The sequence below is a fragment of the Rhizobium sp. 768_B6_N1_8 genome, assembly GCF_051811225.1.
Taxonomy (GTDB): Bacteria; Pseudomonadota; Alphaproteobacteria; order Rhizobiales; family Rhizobiaceae; genus Rhizobium.
This window is the reverse complement of sequence record NZ_JBPWPV010000001.1, coordinates 1,758,386-1,780,077: the sequence shown is the minus strand read 5'-3', so window position 1 is coordinate 1,780,077 and position 21,692 is coordinate 1,758,386. Positions and strand designations below refer to the sequence as shown.

General features: G+C 61.2%; 21 protein-coding genes. 12 read left to right on the top strand and 9 right to left on the bottom strand.

The window, feature by feature from the left end; translation table 11 throughout:
• Positions 1–116 precede the first annotated feature (116 nt).
• From AB8B33_RS09090 to AB8B33_RS09070, 5 genes are all read left to right on the top strand, one after another.
• Positions 117–2,153, top strand: coding sequence for an FUSC family protein (locus AB8B33_RS09090; protein ID WP_439015102.1), 2,037 nt, complete (start codon positions 117–119; stop codon positions 2,151–2,153).
• Between the two features lie 16 nt (positions 2,154–2,169).
• Positions 2,170–3,000 carry an RNA methyltransferase gene (locus AB8B33_RS09085; protein ID WP_439015101.1) on the top strand — a complete coding sequence of 277 codons (831 nt, stop codon included), beginning with the start codon at positions 2,170–2,172 and terminating at the stop codon, positions 2,998–3,000.
• Entirely contained in the window at positions 2,981–3,781 is an 801-nt protein-coding gene (gene murI, locus AB8B33_RS09080; RefSeq protein WP_439015100.1) for a glutamate racemase, read from the top strand. The genes AB8B33_RS09085 and murI overlap by 20 nt, the downstream gene beginning before the upstream one ends.
• Before the next feature lie 97 nt (positions 3,782–3,878).
• Positions 3,879–5,054, top strand: a complete 1,176-nt coding sequence (locus tag AB8B33_RS09075) for an MFS transporter (protein WP_439015099.1) — start codon at positions 3,879–3,881, stop codon at positions 5,052–5,054.
• A 109-nt stretch (positions 5,055–5,163) separates the two neighbouring features.
• Complete coding sequence (locus AB8B33_RS09070; RefSeq protein ID WP_439015098.1) at positions 5,164–6,678, top strand: helicase HerA domain-containing protein; 1,515 nt, start codon at positions 5,164–5,166, stop codon at positions 6,676–6,678.
• A gap of 6 nt (positions 6,679–6,684) precedes the next feature.
• On the opposite strand, the gene AB8B33_RS09065 is transcribed toward AB8B33_RS09070, so the two are convergent.
• Positions 6,685–7,020, bottom strand: coding sequence for a cupin domain-containing protein (locus AB8B33_RS09065; protein WP_113184648.1), 336 nt, complete (start codon positions 7,018–7,020; stop codon positions 6,685–6,687).
• A gap of 100 nt (positions 7,021–7,120) precedes the next feature.
• On the opposite strand from AB8B33_RS09065, the gene AB8B33_RS09060 reads away from it, so the two are divergent.
• The 6 genes from AB8B33_RS09060 to AB8B33_RS09035 all read left to right on the top strand — a co-directional run bounded on the left by AB8B33_RS09060 (position 7,121) and on the right by AB8B33_RS09035 (position 12,109).
• Positions 7,121–7,651: a MarR family winged helix-turn-helix transcriptional regulator gene (locus tag AB8B33_RS09060; protein WP_439015097.1), complete on the top strand. Its 531-nt coding sequence runs from the start codon at positions 7,121–7,123 to the stop codon at positions 7,649–7,651.
• Between the two features lie 197 nt (positions 7,652–7,848).
• On the top strand, positions 7,849–8,466 hold the full coding sequence (gene rpsD, locus AB8B33_RS09055; protein ID WP_113324725.1) for a 30S ribosomal protein S4: 618 nt from the start codon (positions 7,849–7,851) through the stop codon (positions 8,464–8,466).
• A gap of 70 nt (positions 8,467–8,536) precedes the next feature.
• Entirely contained in the window at positions 8,537–9,466 is a 930-nt protein-coding gene (locus AB8B33_RS09050; protein WP_439017204.1) for a glutaminase, read from the top strand.
• A gap of 59 nt (positions 9,467–9,525) precedes the next feature.
• Positions 9,526–10,392 carry a tRNA 2-thiocytidine(32) synthetase TtcA gene (ttcA, locus tag AB8B33_RS09045; RefSeq protein ID WP_439015096.1) on the top strand — a complete coding sequence of 289 codons (867 nt, stop codon included), beginning with the start codon at positions 9,526–9,528 and terminating at the stop codon, positions 10,390–10,392.
• A gap of 44 nt (positions 10,393–10,436) precedes the next feature.
• Positions 10,437–11,267: an inositol monophosphatase family protein gene (locus tag AB8B33_RS09040; protein ID WP_439015095.1), complete on the top strand. Its 831-nt coding sequence runs from the start codon at positions 10,437–10,439 to the stop codon at positions 11,265–11,267.
• Between the two features lie 17 nt (positions 11,268–11,284).
• Positions 11,285–12,109: an inositol monophosphatase family protein gene (locus tag AB8B33_RS09035; RefSeq protein ID WP_439015094.1), complete on the top strand. Its 825-nt coding sequence runs from the start codon at positions 11,285–11,287 to the stop codon at positions 12,107–12,109.
• Positions 12,110–12,117: 8 nt separating this feature from the next.
• Here the strand turns inward: AB8B33_RS09035 and hisC are convergent, their stop codons facing one another.
• The 5 genes from hisC to AB8B33_RS09010 form a co-directional block, all read right to left on the bottom strand.
• Positions 12,118–13,176: a histidinol-phosphate transaminase gene (gene hisC, locus AB8B33_RS09030; protein WP_439015093.1), complete on the bottom strand. Its 1,059-nt coding sequence runs from the start codon at positions 13,174–13,176 to the stop codon at positions 12,118–12,120.
• Positions 13,177–13,208: 32 nt separating this feature from the next.
• On the bottom strand, positions 13,209–14,489 hold the full coding sequence (locus tag AB8B33_RS09025; RefSeq protein WP_113324731.1) for a multidrug effflux MFS transporter: 1,281 nt from the start codon (positions 14,487–14,489) through the stop codon (positions 13,209–13,211).
• 130 nt (positions 14,490–14,619) lie between these two features.
• Positions 14,620–15,867 (bottom strand): multidrug effflux MFS transporter, encoded by a 1,248-nt coding sequence (locus AB8B33_RS09020; RefSeq protein ID WP_439017203.1) that lies wholly within the window; start codon positions 15,865–15,867, stop codon positions 14,620–14,622.
• 137 nt (positions 15,868–16,004) lie between these two features.
• On the bottom strand, positions 16,005–16,343 hold the full coding sequence (gene grxD, locus AB8B33_RS09015) for a Grx4 family monothiol glutaredoxin (protein ID WP_007826252.1): 339 nt from the start codon (positions 16,341–16,343) through the stop codon (positions 16,005–16,007).
• Positions 16,344–16,633: 290 nt separating this feature from the next.
• Positions 16,634–16,873, bottom strand: a complete 240-nt coding sequence (locus tag AB8B33_RS09010; protein ID WP_439015092.1) for a hypothetical protein — start codon at positions 16,871–16,873, stop codon at positions 16,634–16,636.
• Between the two features lie 166 nt (positions 16,874–17,039).
• Between AB8B33_RS09010 and AB8B33_RS09005 the strand changes: the two genes are divergently transcribed.
• Positions 17,040–18,185, top strand: coding sequence for a hypothetical protein (locus AB8B33_RS09005; protein ID WP_113325759.1), 1,146 nt, complete (start codon positions 17,040–17,042; stop codon positions 18,183–18,185).
• 137 nt (positions 18,186–18,322) lie between these two features.
• Here AB8B33_RS09005 and AB8B33_RS09000 read toward each other — a convergent pair whose 3' ends face one another.
• The 3 genes from AB8B33_RS09000 to AB8B33_RS08990 all read right to left on the bottom strand — a co-directional run bounded on the left by AB8B33_RS09000 (position 18,323) and on the right by AB8B33_RS08990 (position 21,624).
• Positions 18,323–18,556, bottom strand: a complete 234-nt coding sequence (locus AB8B33_RS09000) for a BolA/IbaG family iron-sulfur metabolism protein (protein WP_007826248.1) — start codon at positions 18,554–18,556, stop codon at positions 18,323–18,325.
• A gap of 19 nt (positions 18,557–18,575) precedes the next feature.
• Positions 18,576–20,810 carry a phosphoribosylformylglycinamidine synthase subunit PurL gene (purL, locus tag AB8B33_RS08995; protein ID WP_310388242.1) on the bottom strand — a complete coding sequence of 745 codons (2,235 nt, stop codon included), beginning with the start codon at positions 20,808–20,810 and terminating at the stop codon, positions 18,576–18,578.
• A 241-nt stretch (positions 20,811–21,051) separates the two neighbouring features.
• A complete protein-coding gene (locus AB8B33_RS08990) occupies positions 21,052–21,624 on the bottom strand; it encodes an acyloxyacyl hydrolase (RefSeq protein WP_113321801.1) in 573 nt (190 codons plus the stop codon).
• Positions 21,625–21,692 lie beyond the last annotated feature (68 nt).

Genomic DNA, 21,692 nt, shown 5'->3' with positions numbered 1-21,692 from the left:
CCAGGGTGGCTGATGACACTTGGCAATCATCATGTTGGTGTGATTTGATTTTTGCTGGGGCGGCGGTATCTCGCTCTCGGGTTCGCCACATCCGGCGCGCATGAGGACTGGCAAGGGTGATTTCCGGCTTTGAGTTCCGAGACTGGCTGCTTGCCAATGACCCGGCGCTTTCGCGCCTGCGCATGGGCACGCGCGTCACGCTGTCGATCGTGCTCTCCTTCGCAATCTTGCTTTTGATCCACATGCTCATCGTGCCGCTGCCGATCGCGTCCTATGGTCTCGGAATCGTTCTGTCGATCGAAGGCGGGGTCGCGGTGCGCGATAAGGGCTCGACGCGCCAGCTCATCACAAGGCTGCTCGGCTGTCTTGCAAGCCTCGTCGTCGTCGGCATCGCAGCCGCGCTTGAATCACAGCGCTACCTTTCGGACTTCATCTTCCTCGTGGTGATCTTCCTGGCCTCATCTGCGCGCATTTATGGCCCGCGTGGCTTTGCTATCGGCATGTTCGCCTTCACCTCCTATTTCCTGGGTTCCTACTTCCACCCGACGATCGGGGAATTGCCTGTCGTCTTGATCGGCCCTGTTGTCTCGGCGCTTGTCAGCCATTGGGTGAGGGCGGTGCTTTTGCCCGACAATTGGCGGCGCGACCTGCTGCGCTCACTGGAGAGCGTGCGGGGCCGCATCAACCAGATCCTCTTCAAGCTTGCCGCCCTTGCAGCAGATGGAAAGGTCGATGAGGCCGACCGGCAGGAACTGCGCCAGCTGGAAGACCGGCTGAAGGAAGTGGTGCTGATGGCCGAGAGCTTCATTCCGCGTCCGCCGGGCGGCGTCTTCGATGGCGCTTCCGCACCGGCCGCGGAACTGGCGATCCGGCTGTTCGATGCGCATCTGGCGACGGAAAGCGCCATCGTGCTGAGCTATCAGAGTGCGCCGCCCTTTGCACTCGTCCATGCCGTGATCGAAGATGACAAGGCGGTGCTTTCGGCTGAGGAGAAGGCGGTCGCCGACATGGAGGGCCAGCCGCAGGGAGAGACGGCACGTGCGCTCCTCTGGCTCGCAGCTGCGCGCAGGCAGCTCGCAGAAACGATCGATGCCGGACGCAGGTCGGATTTCGCCGAGATCGCCTCGATTGAAGAGTCCAGCGCACCTGCCACCATCGATTTTTCGTTCAGAAACCCGCTGATGCGCTCGGCCCTGCAGATCACGCTGGCGGCGGCGATTGCCATGACGCTCGGGCTCGCCTTGTCGCGCGAGCGCTGGTTCTGGGCGGTGCTCGCCTCCTTCCTTGTTTTCACCAACACCAATTCGCGCGGTGACACTGCCATCAAGGCGCTGCAGCGATCGATCGGTACCTTGCTCGGAATTGCCTTCGGCCTGGTGCTCGCGACATTGCTGACCCATCATTTGGCGATTGCGCTATTGGTTTCGGTCGCCTGCGTTTTCCTTGCTTTCTACTTCCTGCAGATTTCCTATGCGACGATGACCTTCTTCATCTCGATCGTGCTTTGCCTGGTCTATGGCATGATGGGTGTCCTGACCTTCGATCTCCTGAAGCTGCGACTTGAGGAAACCGTCATCGGTGCGGTTGCGGGAACGCTGGTCGCCTTCCTCGTCCTGCCGGCGCGCACGCGCGGTGCGCTCGATACGGCGGTCGCCAAGTGGTTCGAGGCCCTGAAGGAGCTGCTATCGGCCGTATCGGACAAGAAGAGCCAGCCTGAACTCATCGTCATCTCGCAGAAGGTCGATGCCTGCTACCGCGACATAACGCTCGCCGCACGCCCGCTCGGCTCTACCTGGTCCATTGTCACCAAGCCGGGACAGATCCGCCAGACACTGGCAATCTTCCTGTCGGTCACGTACTGGTCGCGCATTCTGGCACGAAACCACACGGTCGATGCCGTCGATGACGATCTGAAACGCAGGATCGCTGCCGATATCAGCATGCTGGACGCGGTTGCGCCGCGCGGCTCAGAGTGTTTTCTCATCACCCGAAAGCAGATGCGGCCGACCGGCCGGCACCTGCCGCTCTGGCGGGAGGGCGCTCGCCTGGCGGTGGAAATGATCGGCTCGACGCTGGAGCGGCTCTACCCAACGGAGACGCAGGACTTGCCGTTTGCAGCCGGCAAAGCTATTGCGCCCGTAAATCAGGAATAGGAAGACATATAGGCACATGGCGGGCACCAACAGCGAGCGTCAACTTCTGGCCGAAGGGCCGGTCATCATTCTGGTCGAGCCACAGATGGGCGAGAATATCGGCATGGTGGCGCGCGCCATGGCGAATTTCGGCCTGGCCGATCTGCGCCTCGTCAATCCGCGCGACGGCTGGCCGAACGAGAAGGCGCAGGCCGCAGCCTCCAAGGCCGATCACGTGATCGAGGGCACGAAGGTCTTCCCCACGCTGGAAGAGGCGATTGCCGATCTCAACTTCGTCTATGCGACGACGGCACGCAGCCGCGACAATTACAAGCCGGTGCGCTCCCCTGTCTTTGCCGCCGGAAACCTGCGCAGCCGGTTCCAGGCAGGCGAGGCGACAGGCATCCTGTTCGGCCGCGAGCGCTGGGGGCTGACCAACGAGGAAGTCGCGCTTGCCGACGAGATCGTCACCTTTCCGGTCAATCCGGCTTTCGCCTCGCTCAACATCGCCCAGGCGGTGCTCTTGATGTCCTATGAATGGATGAAATCGGGCATGGAGGATCTGGAGGCGGTGCCGTTCCAGGCGCTTGAACAACGGCCCTCCACCAAGGAGCAGCTCTTCGGCCTGTTCGACCAGTTGGAAGAGGCGCTCGATTCCCGCAACTATTTCCATCCGCCCTCGAAAAAGCCGAAAATGGTCGACAACCTGCGCGCAGTCCTCTCCCGCCGGGCATTCACGGAACAGGAAATCAGCGTGCTGCGCGGCGTCATCTCCTCCCTCGACCGTTTTTCGCGCGACAGTCCGCGCAAGGGCGGTTCCACTCGATCCGCCAAGGGTGCCCCGACCGATGACAGCGCCGACGAATGAGCTGAAACCCGTCCTCGTCTTCGATTCCGGCATAGGCGGGCTGACCGTGCTGCGCGAGGCGCGCGTGCTGATGCCGGAGCGCGGCTTCATCTATATCGCCGACGATGCCGGCTTTCCCTATGGCGGCTGGGAAGAGCAGGCGCTGAAGGAGCGCATCATCAGCCTCTTCGCCAAGCTGCTCGAAGACTACGATCCGGAAGTCTGCATCATCGCCTGCAACACGGCCTTCACGCTGGTCGGTGCGGATCTGCGCGCCGCCTTTCCGCAGATGACCTTCGTCGGCACAGTGCCGGCGATCAAGCCTGCGGCCGAGCGCACGCGCTCCGGCCTCGTCTCGGTGCTTGCGACCCCCGGCACAGTGAAGCGCGCCTATACGCGCGACCTCATCCAGTCCTTTGCGCAACAATGCCATGTGCGGCTGGTCGGCTCGGAAAATCTGGCGCGCATGGCGGAGGCCTATATCCGGGGTGATGCCGTTTCCGATGAGGCAGTGACGGCCGAGATCGAGCAATGCTTCGTCGATAAGGACGGCCGCAAGACAGATATCGTGGTGCTTGCCTGCACGCATTATCCGTTCATGGCCAATCTATTCCGCAGGCTGGCGCCTTGGCCGGTGGACTGGCTGGACCCTGCGGAAGCCATTGCGCGGCGCGCCCGCACGCTGGTACCGCAGGTGGCGGACGCCGTTCACCCCGATAATTTCGACTTTGCCGTCTTTACATCAGGCAATCCCGATTTTGCCACCCGGCGGCTGATGCAGGGTTTCGGGCTCAGCGCCTGAGAAGGCACTACGCGCTTTATTTCACCTGTCTCATCGCGCAAGATCTCCGCGGGGAATCGCGAGCGGGTTTGGCGCTCAAGATGTAAAGGGATGCGCCGTGCCGCTGCAAAGACTTGTCATGCTGATCTTCTTTCTGCAACCGATAGCCTTTGGCGCCTGGTTGCCGCGGATTCCCGATATCCAGGCGAAGCTTGAACTCGGCACCGCCGATCTCGCCGTTGCCCTTCTGGGATTGCCGATCGGCACGCTGATCACCCTGCCGTTTGCCGGCCGCCTCGTCTCGCGCATCGGCGGGCGCATGGCGATCATCTATGGTTTCATCTTCTTTCTTGCCGTGGTTTCACTGCCAGCCTTCGCGCCCAGCGCCATGCTTCTATTCTTTGCCTTGATGATCGTCGGGGTCGCGCTCTCGACGGTGGAACTTGGCATGAATGTCGAGGCCGATGTGACGGAGAAGGCGACAGGGCTGATCATCATGAGTCGCTGCCATGGCTTCTGGAGCCTCGGCATCATGGTCGGCAGCCTGATCGGCGTTGGCGCCATAGCCATCGGGCTTTCACCGCACTGGTCGATCCTGATCACGGCGATCGTCATCCTGCCGGCCGGGCTGATTGCCGGCCTGCGCCTGCCGAAATTGCCGGAAAGTCACCACGAGGAGAATTCGCAGGTAAAGACCGGCTTCAAGCCGCCCAGTCTTGCCCTGCTCGGGATCTGCGCCTTCGTCTTCGGCGTGACGATGACCGAAGGTGCGATCGCCGATTGGTCTGCGGTCTACCTGCGCGATGTCATGAATGCCGAGGGCGCGCAAACCGGCCTTGGATATTCGGTTTTCGCTTTCATGGTTGCGGCAGGGCGTTTCAGCGGTGATTACATGAAAGGCCGTTTCGGCGCGGTTGCCATTGCCCGCGGCTGCGGCATCGCCTCGCTTGCCGGCATGCTCGTCGTTCTCTTTGCGCCAGCGACGCCGCTTGCCCTCATCGGCTTTGCCGCAGTCGGTGTCGGCGTTTCGGTCGGATTTCCGCTCGCGGTGACGGCCGTCGCCTCGCTGACCGATCGCCCGCCTGCGTCAAGCGTTGCGACACTTTCCTTCGCAGCCCTGAGCGGCTTTCTCATCGGGCCGCCGATTATCGGCTTTCTCGGCGAACTCCTGGGCTTGCGTGTGGGGCTTGCGGTCTTGCTGGTACCGCTTTTCGTCAGCCTGCTCTGCACCCGTTTGCTGATCCCGACGCAGAAGGAGATGGCGGGCGGCCTCGTCGAGCGCGAGGCGGTGTAAAAACCTATTTTCCAGGGCTGACTTTCCCTGTGGGTTCTTGACGGTTTGACGACAACAGTGCCTGCGAATCTGCTAGAGACGGGCCGGGAATTTGTAAGGGGAATTGGACGTGCAGGTTGGCATCGATATGGGACTGGCGTCCGGCGCTCCGGCGACGCTCGATATCGAGGAGCTGCTGGCGACACGTCTGCTCGTTCAGGGCAACTCCGGCTCCGGAAAATCGCATCTCCTCCGCCGTCTGCTGGAACAATCCGCCCAATGGGTGCAGCAGGTCATCATCGATCCCGAAGGTGATTTCGTCACGCTCTCCGACCGGTACGGCCATGTCGTCGTCGATGGCGAGCGCACCGAGGCCGAGCTTGCCGGCATTGCCAACCGTATCCGCCAGCACCGTGTATCCTGCGTTCTCACGCTGGAAGGGCTCGATATCGAGCAGCAGATGCGGGCCGCTGCCGCCTTCCTCAACGGCATGTTCGATGCCGATCGCGAATATTGGTATCCTGTTCTCGTCGTGGTCGACGAAGCGCAGATGTTTGCGCCCTCTGTCGGCGGCGACGTGTCGGAAGATGCGCGCAAGGCCTCGCTTGGCGCCATGACCAACCTGATGTGCCGCGGACGTAAACGCGGGCTTGCGGGCGTCATCGCCACGCAGCGTCTTGCCAAGCTTGCCAAGAACGTCGCGGCCGAAGCCTCGAACTTCCTGATGGGCCGCACCTTCCTCGATATCGACATGGCGCGCGCCGCAGACCTGCTCGGCATGGACCGCCGCCAGGCGGAAATGTTCCGAGATCTCAAGCGCGGTCATTTCGTGGCGCTCGGCCCGGCCTTGTCGCGCCGCCCGCTGCCGATCCAGATCGGCAATGTCGAGACCTCGGCGCGCTCTTCCAGCCCGAAACTGATGCCGCTGCCGGATGCGCCGCAGGACGTGGAAGACCTGATCTTCACGCCCGACCCGGAAGAATTCCAGCGGCCGATGGTACGGCGTACGCCGCCAGCACCACGCCCGACCACAGATATTCTGGCTGAGCTGTCGCGTTCGACGCCATCGGCTGCCCCCTTGCAGGCTTCGGAACCGCGTGTGGCCCAGCCGGAAATCTCGACAGAAGAGCGTGAGGAACGGCTTGCCGGCGTGCTCGCCGAAATCCTCGACGATCCGGGCTCCGGCTTCCGGACCGATGCGGTACTCTATCAGGAATTCCTGGTGCGGCTGCGCATGCGCCGGGTTCCCGGTCCGCCGATGTCGCTGCCGGAATTCCGACGGCGCGTTGCGGTTTCGCGCTCTGGCGTCGATCCCGAAATGGCGGCAGGCGAAGCGTGGGCGACGGCACTTTCGCTGTCGAACGGCGTCACCGACGATCTGCAGGGCGTCTTCCTGATGATGGCGAAGGCTGCGATCGGCGGCGAGGCTTGCCCTTCGGACGCTCGTATCGCCCGTGCTTACGGCACGCATTCGGCAAGGCGCGCGCGCCGGCTGCTCGGTTATTTCGAGGAGCAGGGGCTCATCGTCGTGCACACGGATTTCAGTGGCAAGCGCATCGTTGCCTTTCCGGACCTGCAGGCAGAGACAGCACCGGGCTCGGCCGATGCGCCTGATAGCGACTTTCTGAAAAGCGCGGCCGAATAAACCGCGTCACACCCAGCTCTGAATGATTTCGGGGCTGGCATGGATGCAGGTGAGCTCCAACCGCGTTGTTCCGACATTCTTGAAGCAGTGTGGCGTCTCGGCATTGACGATGACGATATCGCCGACGTTGGGCTCCAGCGTCTCTTCGCCCACGGTAAAGCGCGCCTTGCCGGAGCGGACGATCCACATTTCCGTATAGGGGTGAACATGCAGGTCCGGCCCCTGGCCAGGCTCGTTGTCGATCAGGAAGATCGAGACCGGCGCGCCGTAATCGCCGCCCTCGAAACGGATGGTGCGATTGGCGAACTGCTGCTGGCTTTCACGCGGTATGACATGGAACATGATTTTCTCCTTGGATCACGCTGCAGGTTCGCTATATTTATCTTCACGAGAAGATAATCTTCTCAATTTATCTTCTCGTCAAGATAGTTTTGGAGTGACCATGGAAAAGCGAGACCATGTCGACCGGCTGCGCGCTCTCTGGGCGGAAGAGCTGCCCGATCTCGATACGACGCCGATGAGCATTCTCGGACGCATCTACCGGATCTCTAATCTGGTGCGGCCATCCATCGAGGCGACATTCTCGGAATTCGATCTCGATCGCGGGGAGTTTGACGTGATAGCGACGATTCGGCGCGCTGGGCCGCCATACAGAATGATCCCGACGGAGCTCTACAGTCTTCTGATGATCTCCTCGGGCGGGCTGACGCACCGGCTGGACAGGCTGGAGAAATCCGGGCTCATCCGGCGCGAGCGCTCTGCCGGGGACAAGCGCAGCTTCGAGGTGGCGCTGACGGAAGATGGCATCCGCCGTGCCGAAGCCGCCTTCCGAGAAGACATGAAGCGGGAACTCGGCCATCTCGAAGGGCTGGACGAGGACGAGCGTCGGGCGCTGGCCGGGCTCTTGCGCAAACTTGCCGGTTCGCTGGAACGGGCGGGCGAGAACGGGCTTGCTGCGGCAGATTCTGTTTGACAATCCTGTGACTTATCCCTAAAGACCGCCCCAGCACCGGGCAGCAATGTCCGGTGTTTCATTTGACATGTCCCGTGGATCTTTTCCGTTCGCGAATGGAAAGATCCTGTCGGGTCTCGGAAACGAGATCAAAGGAGGGCGTGTTTCCTTCGCGCGGTTTGGCAACAAACCGTCCTAACTTTTTGAAAGGAAATACGATGAGCAAGCGCGAATCGTCTAAGTACAAGATCGACCGCCGTATGGGCGAAAACATCTGGGGCCGTCCTAAGTCCCCGGTGAACCGCCGCGAATACGGCCCGGGCCAGCACGGCCAGCGCCGCAAGGGCAAGCTTTCCGACTTCGGTGTGCAGCTGCGCGCCAAGCAGAAGCTGAAGGGTTACTACGGTGACCTGCGCGAGAAGCAGTTCCGCGCGATCTTCGCTGAAGCTGACCGCCGCAAGGGCGATACCTCGGAAAACCTGATCGGTCTTCTGGAGTCCCGTCTCGACGCGATCGTCTACCGCGCCAAGTTCGTTCCGACGGTCTTTGCTGCCCGTCAGTTCGTCAACCATGGCCACGTTACGGTCAACGGCGTGCGCGTCAACATCGGTTCTTACCGTTGCAAGGCCGGCGACGTCATCGAAGTTCGTGAACGTTCCAAGCAGCTCGTTACGGTTCTGGAATCGGTTTCGCTCGCAGAGCGTGACGTTCCTGATTACGTCGAAGTCGACCATAACAAGATGGTTGCCACTTTCGCACGCGTTCCGACGCTTGCCGACGTTCCGTACCCGGTTGTCATGGAACCGCATCTGGTCGTCGAATTCTATTCGCGTTAACACGCGAGGCGTTTTCGCATACAGAAAAGCCGCCCTCCAAGGCGGCTTTTTTGTTCTCTGGAGAGAAGCCATCATGGATTTGCAGGCAGTCCTCGACAGCATCTACAAGGAGCTGAGGCCCCGCATCGGCGAGGGCAAGGTCGCGGATTACATTCCCGAACTTGCCAAGATCGATCCGAACCAGTTCGGCATGTCGATCATTACCGTCGACGGCAAGGTCTACAGCGTCGGCGATGCCGAGGTCGCCTTCTCCATCCAGAGCATTTCCAAGGTCTTCATGTTGACGCTGGCGCTCGGCAAGGTGGGCGAGGGGCTGTGGAAGCGGGTCGGCCGCGAACCCTCGGGCTCGGCCTTCAATTCCATCGTCCAGCTCGAGCATGAGCATGGCATCCCGCGCAATCCCTTCATCAATGCCGGCGCGATCGCCGTCAGTGATGTCGTCATGGCCGGCCATGCGCCGCGTGAGGCGATCGGCGAGTTGCTGCGCTTCGTACGTTACCTCGCCGACGATGAATCCATCACCATCGACGATAAGGTGGCGCGTTCGGAAACGGCGACCGGCTATCGCAATTTCGCGCTCGCCAACTTCATGCGCTCCTACCGCAATCTCGACCATCCGGTCGATCATGTGCTCGGCGTCTATTTCCACCAGTGCGCGCTTTCGATGACCTGCGAGCAGCTGGCCCGTGCCGGTCTGTTCCTGGCTGCGCGCGGCAGCAATCCGCTGACCGGCCATTCGGTGGTGTCGCCGAAGCGGGCGCGACGCATCAATGCGCTGATGCTGACCTGCGGCCACTATGATGGCTCAGGAGATTTCGCCTATCATGTCGGCCTGCCGGGCAAGAGCGGCGTCGGCGGCGGCATCTTTGCCGTGGCGCCGGGCATCGCCTCGATTGCAGTGTGGTCGCCGGGGCTGAACAAGGTCGGCAATTCGCAGCTTGGTGCCGTGGCGCTGGAAATGCTGGCAGCCCGCACCGGCTGGTCGGTTTTCGGCGATTGAGGCTGGGTTGGCCTGCGGCTTTCTGCTAAGCAGGACGCGCGCATCAGACGGGTAAGAAGATGAATATCGCAGCCAATATTGCCGACGATCTGGAAACGGCTGAAGCCGGCATCGGCCATACGCTGTTTGCCGACGCGCCGCCTTCGGTCTCCTTCAACAAGCTGCGCAAGCGCCTGCTGCGGCAGGTGCGTCAGGCCTTCGAAGACTTCGACATGCTGAAGGACCAGAAGCGCTGGCTGATCGGCATTTCCGGCGGCAAGGATTCCTACGGGCTGCTGGCGCTGCTGCTCGACCTGCAATGGCGCGGGCTGCTGCCGGTGGAACTGATCGCCTGCAATCTCGACCAGGGTCAGCCGAACTTCCCGAAGCATGTGCTACCGGAATACCTCTCCAAGATCGGCGTCAAACACCGCATCGAATATCGCGACACCTATTCGATCGTGAAGGAGAAGGTGCCGGAGGGGGCCACCTACTGTTCGCTCTGCTCGCGCCTGCGCCGCGGCAATCTCTACCGCATTGCCAAGGAAGAGGGCTGCGATGCACTCGTGCTCGGCCATCACCGCGAGGACATTCTCGAAACCTTTTTCATGAACTTCTTCCATGGCGGCCGGCTCGCCGCCATGCCGGCGAAGCTTCTGAATGATGAAGGCAACCTGATGGTGCTGCGGCCGCTCGCCTATTGCGCCGAGGACGACATGGCGAAATTCGCGACTGCCATGCAGTTTCCGATCATTCCCTGCGATCTCTGCGGCTCGCAGGACGGTTTGCAGCGCAATGCGATGAAGGACATGCTTGCCGATATCGAGCGCCGCATGCCCGGCCGCAAGGACACGATGCTGCGCGCGCTCGCGCATGTGAACCCATCGCATCTGCTTGATCCGAAACTTTTCGACTTTTCTGCGCTGAACGTCACCCGAACGTCATAATGGACTTGCTATGAGCCTCTGCAGATCCATGCAACGAGTCCAAAATGATTTTCTCAGACAATGACATAGAGTTTCTCGGCGATTGCCTCCGGCATGTCGCCGAAGAAGAGATCATGCCGCGCTTCCGCAATGCGGCTGCGGCCAATGTTTCCGAAAAGACATCTTCCGTCGATCTCGTCACGCAGGCCGACCTGCGCTCCGAGGCCTATCTGACGGCGGCGATCCGCGAGCGCTTTCCCGGCGCCCTCATCGTCGGCGAAGAAGCTTATGAGGCGGATCGTTCCGTCGTGCCAGCGCTTGCCGATGCCGATCTTGCCTTCGTGATTGACCCGGTCGACGGCACCTTCAATTTTGCGGCCGGCCTGCCTGTCTTCGGCACCATTCTGGCCGTGACCGTCAAGGGCGAGACGGTTGCCGGCATCATTCACGATCCGGCCCTTGGCGATGCAGTCGTTTCCCTCAAGGGCGCCGGCGCCTTCCAGCAGAAGCGTGATTGCGAGCCTGTCCGCCTGAAGGTGGCGGAGCCGATCGAGCTTAACCGCATGATCGGCGCCATGGCCTGCAGCCATATGGAGGAACCGGACCGTTCGCGCGTTGCCGGCAACATGGCGAAGATCCGCATGACCTTCGCCTTCAACTGCTCGGCCTATGAATATTGGATGGTCTCGTCCGGCAAGCTGCATTTCATCGGCCATCCGAAGCTGATGCCGTGGGATCATCTTGCCGGCGTGCTGACGCATCAGGAAGCCGGCGGCCACACGGCCAAATTCGACGGAACGCCTTACAGACCGGGCGAGATTTCCGGCGGCATCATCTCGGCTCCCGACAGGGAAAGCTGGGAGATGATCCGCCGCGAAATCATCGGCCACCGATAAACCGAGGGGAAAGTGCCATGACGACTGCCGTAGACACGATGAAGCTTGCCGATCTCCTGCGGCAGGCAGCGAAAGCCGAGATCCTTCCGCGCTTTCGCCGGCTGGGCAGCAGTGACGTGCGCGCCAAGACGGAAGCGACCGACCTTGTCACCGAGGCCGATGAGCAGGCCGAAAGAATGATGAAAGTCGAGGCCGCGCGCCTCTGGCCGGAAGCGCTCTTCATCGGCGAAGAATCGGTTGCCGCCGATGCAGCACTTCTCGACAAACTCGAAGGTGCCGATCTCGCCATCGTCGTCGATCCCGTCGACGGCACGTTCAACTTCGCGTCAGGCATTCCCGCCTTCGGCGTCATGGCCTCGGTCGTATCCAAGGGCGAGACCGTTGCCGGTATCATCTATGATCCGATGGGCGACGACTGGGTCATGGCCGAGAAGGGTGGCGGCGCCTGGCTGCGCCGTCCAGACGGCGAGGCACAGCGGCTGACGGTCGCAGAGCCTGTCGCGCTCGACCAGATGGTCGGCATGGCCTCCACCGGCTACCTGCCGCAGGAGAAGCGCGCAGAGATCCTCGGCAATCTCGCGAAGGTGCGCTTCCTCACCAACTACCGCTGTGCGGCCCATGAATACCGCACCTTTGCCGGCGGGCATGTGCATTACCTGATGTACAACAAGCTGATGCCCTGGGATCATCTGGCCGGCACTTTGATCAGTCAGGAAGCCGGTGCCTATGCCGCCCGCTTCGACGGCTCGGCCTATCAGCCGCATCATGTGACCGGCGGCCTGCTGATCACGCCGGACAAGGAAAGCTGGGACATCCTGCGCCGCGAGGTCTTCACGGTCTGAGCCTGAAATCAGGCAAGGATCTGCTTCAGTGCATTCAGAAGCTTGTCGCATTCGGCATCGGTGCCGGTAGTGATGCGCAGGAAATCCTGGATGCGCTCCTTGCGGAAATGCCTGACAAGAATCGCGTGCTTGCGCAATTCTGCAGCTAGCTCCGCACCGCCGCGTTCGGCGTGGCGGGCGAAGACGAAATTAGCAGATGAGGGCAGGACCTCGAAGCCGAGTTCGCCAAGGCCCACGGTCACCCGCTCGCGGCTTGCGACGATCAGGTCGCAATGTTTCCTGAACCAGTCCTGATCTTCCCAGGCGGCAACCGCACCGGCCTGCGTCAGCCTGTCCAGCGGATAGGAATTAAAGCTGTCCTTGACCCTCTCCAGCGCGTCGATCAACGGCTGCTGACCGACGGCGAAGCCGACGCGCAGGCCCGCAAGGCCACGTGATTTCGAGAAGGTCTGTATGACGAGCAGGTTCGGATATTTCCGGACGAGCGGGATGGCACTCTCGCCGCCGAAATCCACATAGGCTTCATCGATGACGACGACCTGATCCGGATGCTCCGCAATCAGCGCCTCGATCGCTGCGAGCCGCAGCGCGGTGCCGGTCGGCGCGTTCGGATCCGGCAGAATGATCGCGCCGCAGGGCTGGCGGTAATCCTCGGTTCGTACCATCATCTTTTCGTCGAGCGGGATCTCGCGGAAATCGATGCCGTAGAGGCCGCAATAGGTCGGGTAGAAGCTGTAGGTGACGTCGGGGAAGAGCAGGGGCAGATCGTGCTTCAGCAGCGCCTGGAACGTGTGCGCCAGAACCTCATCCGAGCCGTTGCCGACGAAGACCTCGCCGGGATCGAGATCATGGCTTGCGGCGATCGCCTTGCGCAGCTTCAAACCGGTCGGCTCGGGATAGAGGCGCAGCGTGTCGTTGACCGCATCCGAGATCGCCGCCAGCGCACGCGGCGATGGGCCGTAGGGATTCTCATTGGTGTTCAGCTTGACCAGGCCGTCGATGACGGGCTGTTCGCCCGCCACGTAAGGCGTCAGGGATTGAACAATGGGGCTCCAGAAACGGCTCATCGGGATCTTCCAGTCTTAGCTCTCAAGCAGCATTACATGTGAACGGCGCCGGGTTCGATCTGTGGGCTGTCACCGGGATGGGTGAAAAGCTTGCCCTTTTCGGCCCAGAGCACCATGACGACGGTAACGGCGCCGAAGACCGCGAAGCCGCCGAAAAGCGGCTGGACGGTGCCGTTGAAGAGCTGGCCGACTCCGCCGCCGAGAAGGGCGCCGAAGGTCGTCGACACGAAGCCCGTCACGGCCGTTGCCGTGCCGGCGAGATTGCCCATCGGCTCCAGGCTGATGGCCGTGAAATTGGTAGCGATCACGGCAAACATCATCAGGAGGATCGAAAAGAGCGCATAGGAGAAGGAGAAGGCCGGCGTGCCGCCAAGCGCCGCGACGAAGCCGATTGCCGAGATGATGGTGAAAAGCAGCATGGCGGCATGCGAGATACGGCGCATGCCGAAGCTGCGCACCAGCATGCCGTTCAGGAAGTTGGCAACGGCAATGCCGCCCGCCGTTGCCGCAAAGGCGATCGGCAGCCAGTCGCCCAGGCCGTAGACCTCGCCGAAGACCTGCTGCACCGAGATCACATAGGCGCTGATGACGCCGGTGAACATGGTCAAGCCGATCATGTAGCCGCAGGTGATACGGTTGGTCAGAACCGTCTTGAAGCCGTCGCCGACAGCGGCGAAGGAGAGCGGAATACGCTCATCCGGTGGCAGGGATTCCTTCAGGCGCAGAAGCGCCCATACGAAGAGGATCGAGGCGACGATGCCGAGCAGGATGAAGATCCAGTGCCATTCGGCATAGGTAATGATCAGCTGGCCAACCGAGGGGGCAACGATCGGCACGATCATGAAGACGATCATGACATAGGACATGACGCGGGCCATCTCGCGGCCGCCGAAGCAGTCACGCACGATTGCCATGGTGGTGATGCGCACGGCCGCGCCGCCGATGCCCTGGACGAAACGCATGATCAGCAGCATTTCGAAGCTGCCGGTGGCGGCCGCCGCAAACATGCCGAGGATATAGCAGGCCAGGCCGCCGAGCAGGATGTTGCGGCGGCCGAAGGCATCCGACAGGCTGCCGAAGATGATCTGCGAGGCGCCGAAGCCTAAGAAGAACACGCCGATAACGAGCTGCGTGTCATTGCTGTTGGTCACACCAAGCGAATGGCCGATGCTGGGCAGCGCCGCCAGCATGCTGTCGATCGCCATGGCGATGCTGGCGGTCATGATGGCGATGGTCACCACGAACTCGACAAAGCCCATGCCGATGCGGGCCGAGCCCTGGTTTTCCGTGTGCGGTTTATGTGTCGGAGTCATTCGAATCCCCCTGAATGACGTAAGAACGGCCGAAAACGCGGCCGCATGAATGCGGGATGCGACGGGTTCCTACCAGGATGCCCGTCGCCTGACGTGTCTGAGAGCTTCAGTCCCGGTATGGGGCCTGATATCAGTGTCGGATATCAGTGAAGCTGGAAAGCGATGCGTCCTTCGACAGCGGCGCATGCTGCGCTCTGAACAGCCGGCCCTTTTCGGCGATCAGCACGAAAACGATGCCGATCAACGAGACGACGAAGTAGCCCACGATCATCGGCGTCGCCGTGCCGTTGAAGGACTGGCCGATCATGGCGCCGATCGATGCGCCACCGACCGTGCTCATGAAGCCGATCACCGAAGAAGCCGTGCCGGCGAGATGGCCGAGCGGCTCCATGGCGAGCGAGTTGAAGTTCGAGCCGATCCAGCCGAACTGGAACATGACCAGCGCGAAGAAGGTGATGAAGATCGGGAACGGCATCGGCTGCGGCCCGAAGACCTGCACGAGCATCCAGATGAAGCTCAACGCGCTGAAGCCTAAGAGCGAGGCATGCGACAGGCGGCGCATGCCGAACCGGCCGACGAGCTGCGAATTGATGAAGGACGAGAAGGCCATGAACAGCGCCACGCCGGCAAAGGCGACCGGAGCGTAAACGCCGAGCCCGTAAATGCCGACATAGACCTGCTGGGCGGAATTGATGAAGCCGAACAGCGCGCCGAACAGGATCGTGCTGGCAATGGTGTAACAGAGGGCGACACGGTTCGACAGGAAGATCGCAAAGCCCTGCAGGATCGAGCGCGCCGTGAACGGGCGAACATTAGCCGGATCCAACGTCTCCGGCAGGCGCAGATACATCCAGATACCAACGGCCGTCGCCATGGTGCCGATGAAGACGAAGATCATGTGCCAGGTGCTGACGAGCATGATGATCTGGCCGCTGCCGGGCGCAATAACAGGCACGACCATGAAGACCATCATGATCAGCGACATGACTTCCGCCATCTGCCGACCACCGTAGACATCGCGGACGATGGAAATAGTAATGACGCGGGTCGCGGCGGAACCAAGACCCTGGATGAAGCGCAGCGCCAGAAGACCGGCAAAGGTCGGGACGACGGCGATACCGAAGGCGGCAACAATGTAAATGCAGAGGCCGATCAGGAGCGGAATGCGGCGACCAAAGCGATCGGAAAGCGGACCGTAGAAAAGCTGCGCGAGGCCGAAGCCAAAAAGATAGGCGGAAACGACATATTGGCGATGATTTTCGTTTTCGACACCGAGACTGGCACCGATCTGCTGCAGTGCGGGCAGCATGATGTCGATTGCCAGCGAGTTGACTGCCATCATGAAAGCCGCAAGCGCGATGAATTCGAGCTTGCCCATGGGCAGCCGACCCGCGGACATGGCTTGTGATGAATCTGTCACAATGAAATTCCCATAAACAGGTCAAGGCGCTGCTTAGCGCAGCGCCTCGAACTCAAGATACAGATTTGGAAACCGGACGGACGCCCGGTGACCGATCAGGCGACGGCGGTCTTAATGGTGACGCCGTTTTCCTGGAGGTGCTGCTGCAGCTCACCGGCCTGGAACATTTCCCGGACGATGTCGCAGCCGCCGATGAACTCGCCCTTCACGTAGAGCTGGGGGATCGTCGGCCAATTGGAGTAATCCTTGATGCCCTGGCGGATTTCCGAATCGGCGAGCACGTTGATGCCCTTATAGTCCACACCGATGTAATCGAGGATCTGGACGACCTGGCCGGAGAAACCGCACTGCGGAAACTGCGGCGTGCCCTTCATGAAGAGGACGACGTCGTTGCTCTTGATCTCGTTTTCGATGAATTCGTTGATACCGCTCATGGGACCTAATCCTTTCAACAGGCGGGTTAAAGGCCCGCCGTTTCAATCGTTTTCTTTAGATAGCATGTGGAAGCCGGAATTCCAGCCGCCAAAACCAAAAAAAGACCAATCCGCGACACTCTGTGGCGCACATTGTTGCCGCTGTGTTACGGCTCTTTGCTGAGGTGAGCCCGGATCTGTTCTATCTCGGTATCGGTGAAGTGCCTGAAATCCCATTGCGAGACTTCGGTCATGACGGCGAGATCGCACCCGCTCATGCACCTGCCTCGAAGAATTGCGGGCATTGCAGCTTACGATGGGGAAGGTTTAGGCGCGGTGCTGTCGGCTGCGGCCGTACGGCGCTTGCTGACCTGCTTGCGAGCGGGCTTGAGGCTCGTCGGCGTTGCCTTGCGGGTGGTGCGGCTCGTCGTTGCAGGAGCTGCCTTACGGCGCTTGCGCTTGGTCGTGGTGCGGCCCGTCGTCTTCTTCAGGATTTCCTTCAGCACGCTATTGACGACGCCTGACATCAGTTCATTCACGAGATTGGCCACAAAATTCCCCCTCAGCCCTATCGAAACGCACCTTACTTATTGAATTCCGGAAGAGTTCGCTTAGCAAGACGGCTCGAAGGTTTTATCCGGTTTTTCGCCGTATTTTAAGGCGAACCCGTCCTCCTGGTAACGGCGCACTCAACCCGCCTGAAAGAAGAAAAACACTATGAAACTCGTCGATAAGCGGGTTGTGCTGCATTTCCCCGGATTCGAACCGCTTGATGGCGCAGCACACCGGGCGCGGTATGAGCGTACCGCAAGGCAAAGCGCATCCGTCTGGGGCTACAATGTCGCGACCGGTGCTGCGGCCGAGGGGCACTATGTTTCCTTCGATGTCGGCACCGGCGCCGATGGCTGGCAGACGCAGACACGCGTCCATGTCTTCGACCATAACGAGCTGGTGCAGCGGTTGCGCACCGGCAACACGGCAAGCCGGATCGCGGCGGGCTTTGCAAGCTTCTGGCAGGTTGTGCGCGAGGGCGGCATGGCCGGCTACTTCCGCCATGCCTGGCGCTTTGGCCTGTTCTTCCTCTTTCCCTTCCTGCTGACGGCGCTCGCAATCGTCATCACGCTGCAGATCCTGACGCTGCATTACTGGCTGGGACTTCCCGGCTGGCACGTCGGCTGGAGCGCGCCGCTGGCGGCCATCTTCTTCACCTTCGGCTTCCTGCCGTTCTCGGAGCGCTTCCACACGCTGCATCTTTTTGCCGACTGGGAAATGGCCGTGGCGCTGGCACGCATGGACAGGCCTGTTTTCAACGACTGGCTGGAACAATGCGCGACGTCGATGCGCGCAGCACTCAACGAGGAGGCCGATGAATATGTCATCTCCTCGCACAGTATGGGCTCCAGCGTCGCGGCGCATGTCGTCGGAATTCTGTTGGAGCGGGAGCCTGACGTTTTCAAGGGCAAGCGCGTGGTGTTCGCGACGCTCGGCTGCGCGATCCTGCAATGCGCGCTGATGTCGTCGGCCACGCTCTTGCGCTCGCGCGTCGGCCTGATTGCGCGTTGCCCGGATATTTTCTGGCTCGATGTGCAGTGCCTGACGGACTCGATAAACTTCTACAAGGTGCCTGTCGTCAGCGTTTCCGGCCATCCGGATGCGCCGCAGGCGAGCATGATCCATATCCGCGTGCGGCAGATGCTGACGCCTGAACATTACAAGAAGATCCGTAAGGATCAGCTGCGCGTGCACCGCCAATATGTGCTGGGGCCGGACAAGAAATCCGCCTTCGATTTCACGCTGCTGACCGCAGGCCCGATGCCGGCCTCGGTCTTTGCCTATCCCGAGCAGGACAAGCTGCCGGCCTGAGAGCTCAGCAATGAAGAGGTGAGGAGGCGTCGATCACTTTCGAGCCATCGCTTCCGTTTCAAAACAAAAACCCGGCGGAAGAAGCCTTCCAGCCGGGCCTGTTCGTTTCAGATCTTCAGTCGGCCGAAGCCAGCATTTCAATCCGGTGCCGAGGTCTGCAGGGCAAGAGCGTGCAGGATGCCGCCCATATTGCCCTTCAGCGCCTCATAGACCATCTGGTGCTGCTGCACGCGGCTCTTGCCGCGGAAGGCTTCCGCGACGACTTCGGCGGCGTAGTGATCGCCGTCGCCTGCCAGATCGCGGATCGTTACCTTGGCACCGGGAATCCCGGCCTTGATCATGTCTTCGATATCGCCGGGTTTCATGGCCATGATCGTTACTCCTTGCGCATCATTCCGCGGCGACAAGCTCGCCGCGGCCGTCCATGAAATCAGGGAACCACGATTCATGGGCATCGCGCAATTGCTGAATCGGCAGCGCAATCAGATCGTCGACGACGAGGGCATCGCCCTTGATAGTACCGAGGCGGCGGAAGGGGATACCTGAACCTTCTGCGTTGGCGCAGATGAAATCGGCAACGTCCTTCGGAACGGTCAGAACGTAGCGCGCCTGATCCTCGCCGAAGAGCTGGGCATGGGCCGCACCCTTGCCTTCGCTGAGGCTGACGTTGAGACCCTTGCCTGACGCCATCGCCATTTCAGCGAGCGCCAGGACGAGGCCGCCGGAGGAAATGTCGTGGCAGGCGGTCGCCTGACCGTTACGGATAACCGAGCGGACGAAATCGCCGTTGCGGCGTTCGGCGAAGAGATCGACCTCGGGTGCCGGGCCTTCGGTGCTGCCGACGACATCGCGCAGATAGACGGACTGGCCGAGATGGCTGCCGTCGGTGCCGATCAGCAGAACCCGGTCGCCTTCGGCAGCGCTGCCGATTCGGGCCATCTTGCGCCAGTCGGGCATCAGGCCGACGCCGGCAATGGTGGGCGTCGGCAGGATCGCGACACCATTGGTTTCGTTATAGAGCGAGACGTTGCCGGAGACGATCGGGAAGTCCAGTGCGCGGCAGGCTTCGCCGATGCCCTTCACGGCCTCGACGAACTGGCCCATGATCTCGGGCTTTTCCGGATTGCCGAAGTTCAGGTTGTCTGTGGCCGCCAGCGGCTCGGCGCCGGTCGCGGTGATGTTGCGCCAGCATTCGGCAACCGCCTGCTTGCCGCCCTCGAAGGGATTGGCCTCGACATAACGCGGGGTGACGTCAGAGGAGAAGGCCAGCGCCTTCAGCGGATGGCCTTCGACGCGCACGACACCGGCGTCGCCGCCCGGAAGCTGCAGGGAGTTGCCCTGGATCAGCGTGTCATATTGTTCGTAGACCCAGCGGCGGCTGGACTGATTGGCGGAGCCGACGAGCTTCAGCAGCGCTTCGTTGTAATCTTCCGGCGCTGCAACGAGGTTGGCGGGCAGGGGCGCACGCTTGCCGGATTCGCGCCAGGGGCGGTCGTATTCCGGAGCCTGGTCGCCGAGATCCTTGATCGGCAGGTTGGCGACTTCCTCACCCTGATGCATGACGCGGAAGCGAAGATCGTCCGTGGTCTTGCCGACGATCGCGAAATCGAGGCCCCACTTGACGAAGATCGCCTTGGCTTCCTCTTCCTTTTCCGGCTGCAGCACCATGAGCATGCGCTCCTGGCTTTCCGACAGCATCATCTCGTAGGCGGTCATACGCTCTTCGCGCACCGGCACCTTGTCGAGTTCGAGCAGGATGCCGAGGTCGCCCTTGGCGCCCATTTCGACGGCCGAGCAGGTGAGGCCGGCTGCACCCATATCCTGGATGGCGATGACGGCGCCGGTCTTCATCAGTTCGAGGCAGGCTTCGAGCAGGCACTTTTCGGTGAAGGGGTCGCCGACCTGAACGGTCGGACGCTTCTCTTCGATCGATTCATCGAATTCTGCCGATGCCATGGTTGCACCGCCGACGCCGTCACGGCCGGTCTTGGCGCCGAGATAAACGACCGGCAGGCCGACACCCTTGGCTTCCGAGAGGAAGATGGCGTTCGACTTGGCAAGGCCGGCTGCAAAGGCATTGACGAGGATGTTGCCGTTGTAGCGGGCATCGAACTCCACTTCGCCGCCGACCGTCGGCACGCCGAAGGAATTGCCGTAGCCGCCCACACCTGCCACGACGCCGGCAACGAGATGGCGTGTCTTCGGATGATCCGGCTCGCCGAAACGCAGCGCGTTCATTGCAGCGATCGGACGCGCGCCCATGGTGAAGACATCGCGCAGGATGCCACCGACACCGGTCGCCGCTCCCTGATAGGGCTCGATATAGGAGGGGTGGTTGTGGCTCTCCATCTTGAAGACGACGCAGTCGCCGTCATCGATATCGACCACACCGGCATTTTCGCCAGGTCCCTGGATGACGCGCGGTCCCTTGGTCGGCAAGGTGCGCAGCCACTTCTTGGAGGATTTGTAGGAGCAGTGCTCGTTCCACATGGCCGAAAAGATGCCGAGCTCCGTGAAGCTCGGTTCGCGGCCGATCAGATCCAGAATGCGCTGGTATTCATCCGGCTTGAGGCCGTGTGAGGCGATGAGTTCCGGCGTGATCTTGATAGTGTTTGGGATGGTCATGAGCTCTCGAAAGTCCCTGCCTTAGAGCAATCCAGCAAAAGTGCGCAGCGGTTTTGCGTCCGGAATTGCGTGAAACAAAGAGATAGACCATGACCGAGATTCGAAGAACAACGGACATGCCCTAGCGCGTTTGCCGTGTCTTTAGCTTAAGTAGGAATTGCGCGCGATAGGAAAATGCCTGCCGTCAACAGAGGGCAGGCATCAAAAGCTTCACAATGCTGTCTTTAACGGGCGAGGCCCGTCAGAATTTGTAGCCGACCATCAGTCCGGCGCGGGTCATGCCGTCGTTCGGGCCGTCGCAGAGATTGGCATTCGAGGAATGGGCGAGTTGCGCCATGACATTCCAGTTGCTGTTGAAGCGATAGCCGGCGCCGAGATATTCGTGGAACAGCACACGACAGCCGAGGTCGGGGTGGTCGTCGTCATCGCGAAGCTCGCCAGTGTGGATGACGCCGCCGAAGCCAGCTTCAGCGAAGATCTTGTCGCTGAGGTCGACCGTCCAGGTGAAACCGGCGAAGAACTGCGTGGCTTCACCCGCCGTGCCGATCGAGGTGCCGACATGGACGCGCGGATGCATGAGCTGCTGCTTCCAGCCGGTTGCCTGCTCAAAACCGAAGGGATCGAAAAGGGCCGTTATTTCGGGGAAAACGCCATCTTCATGGGAATGTCCGCCCTGTACGGAAGCGGAAGCGCCAAAGCGCAATTCGTCGAAAATCTTGTCTCCGGCTTGCGCCGCTGATGACATTCCCAAGCTGCTGGCGATTACTGCGACCGACGCGATACTCGACAGGCTTAAACGGAAATCGGATTTCATCTGCTGTCCCTTGATTCTCGCCCGACCAGCGGAATGGGAAAGAGGTAACATGCAGGTATCGACGGTAA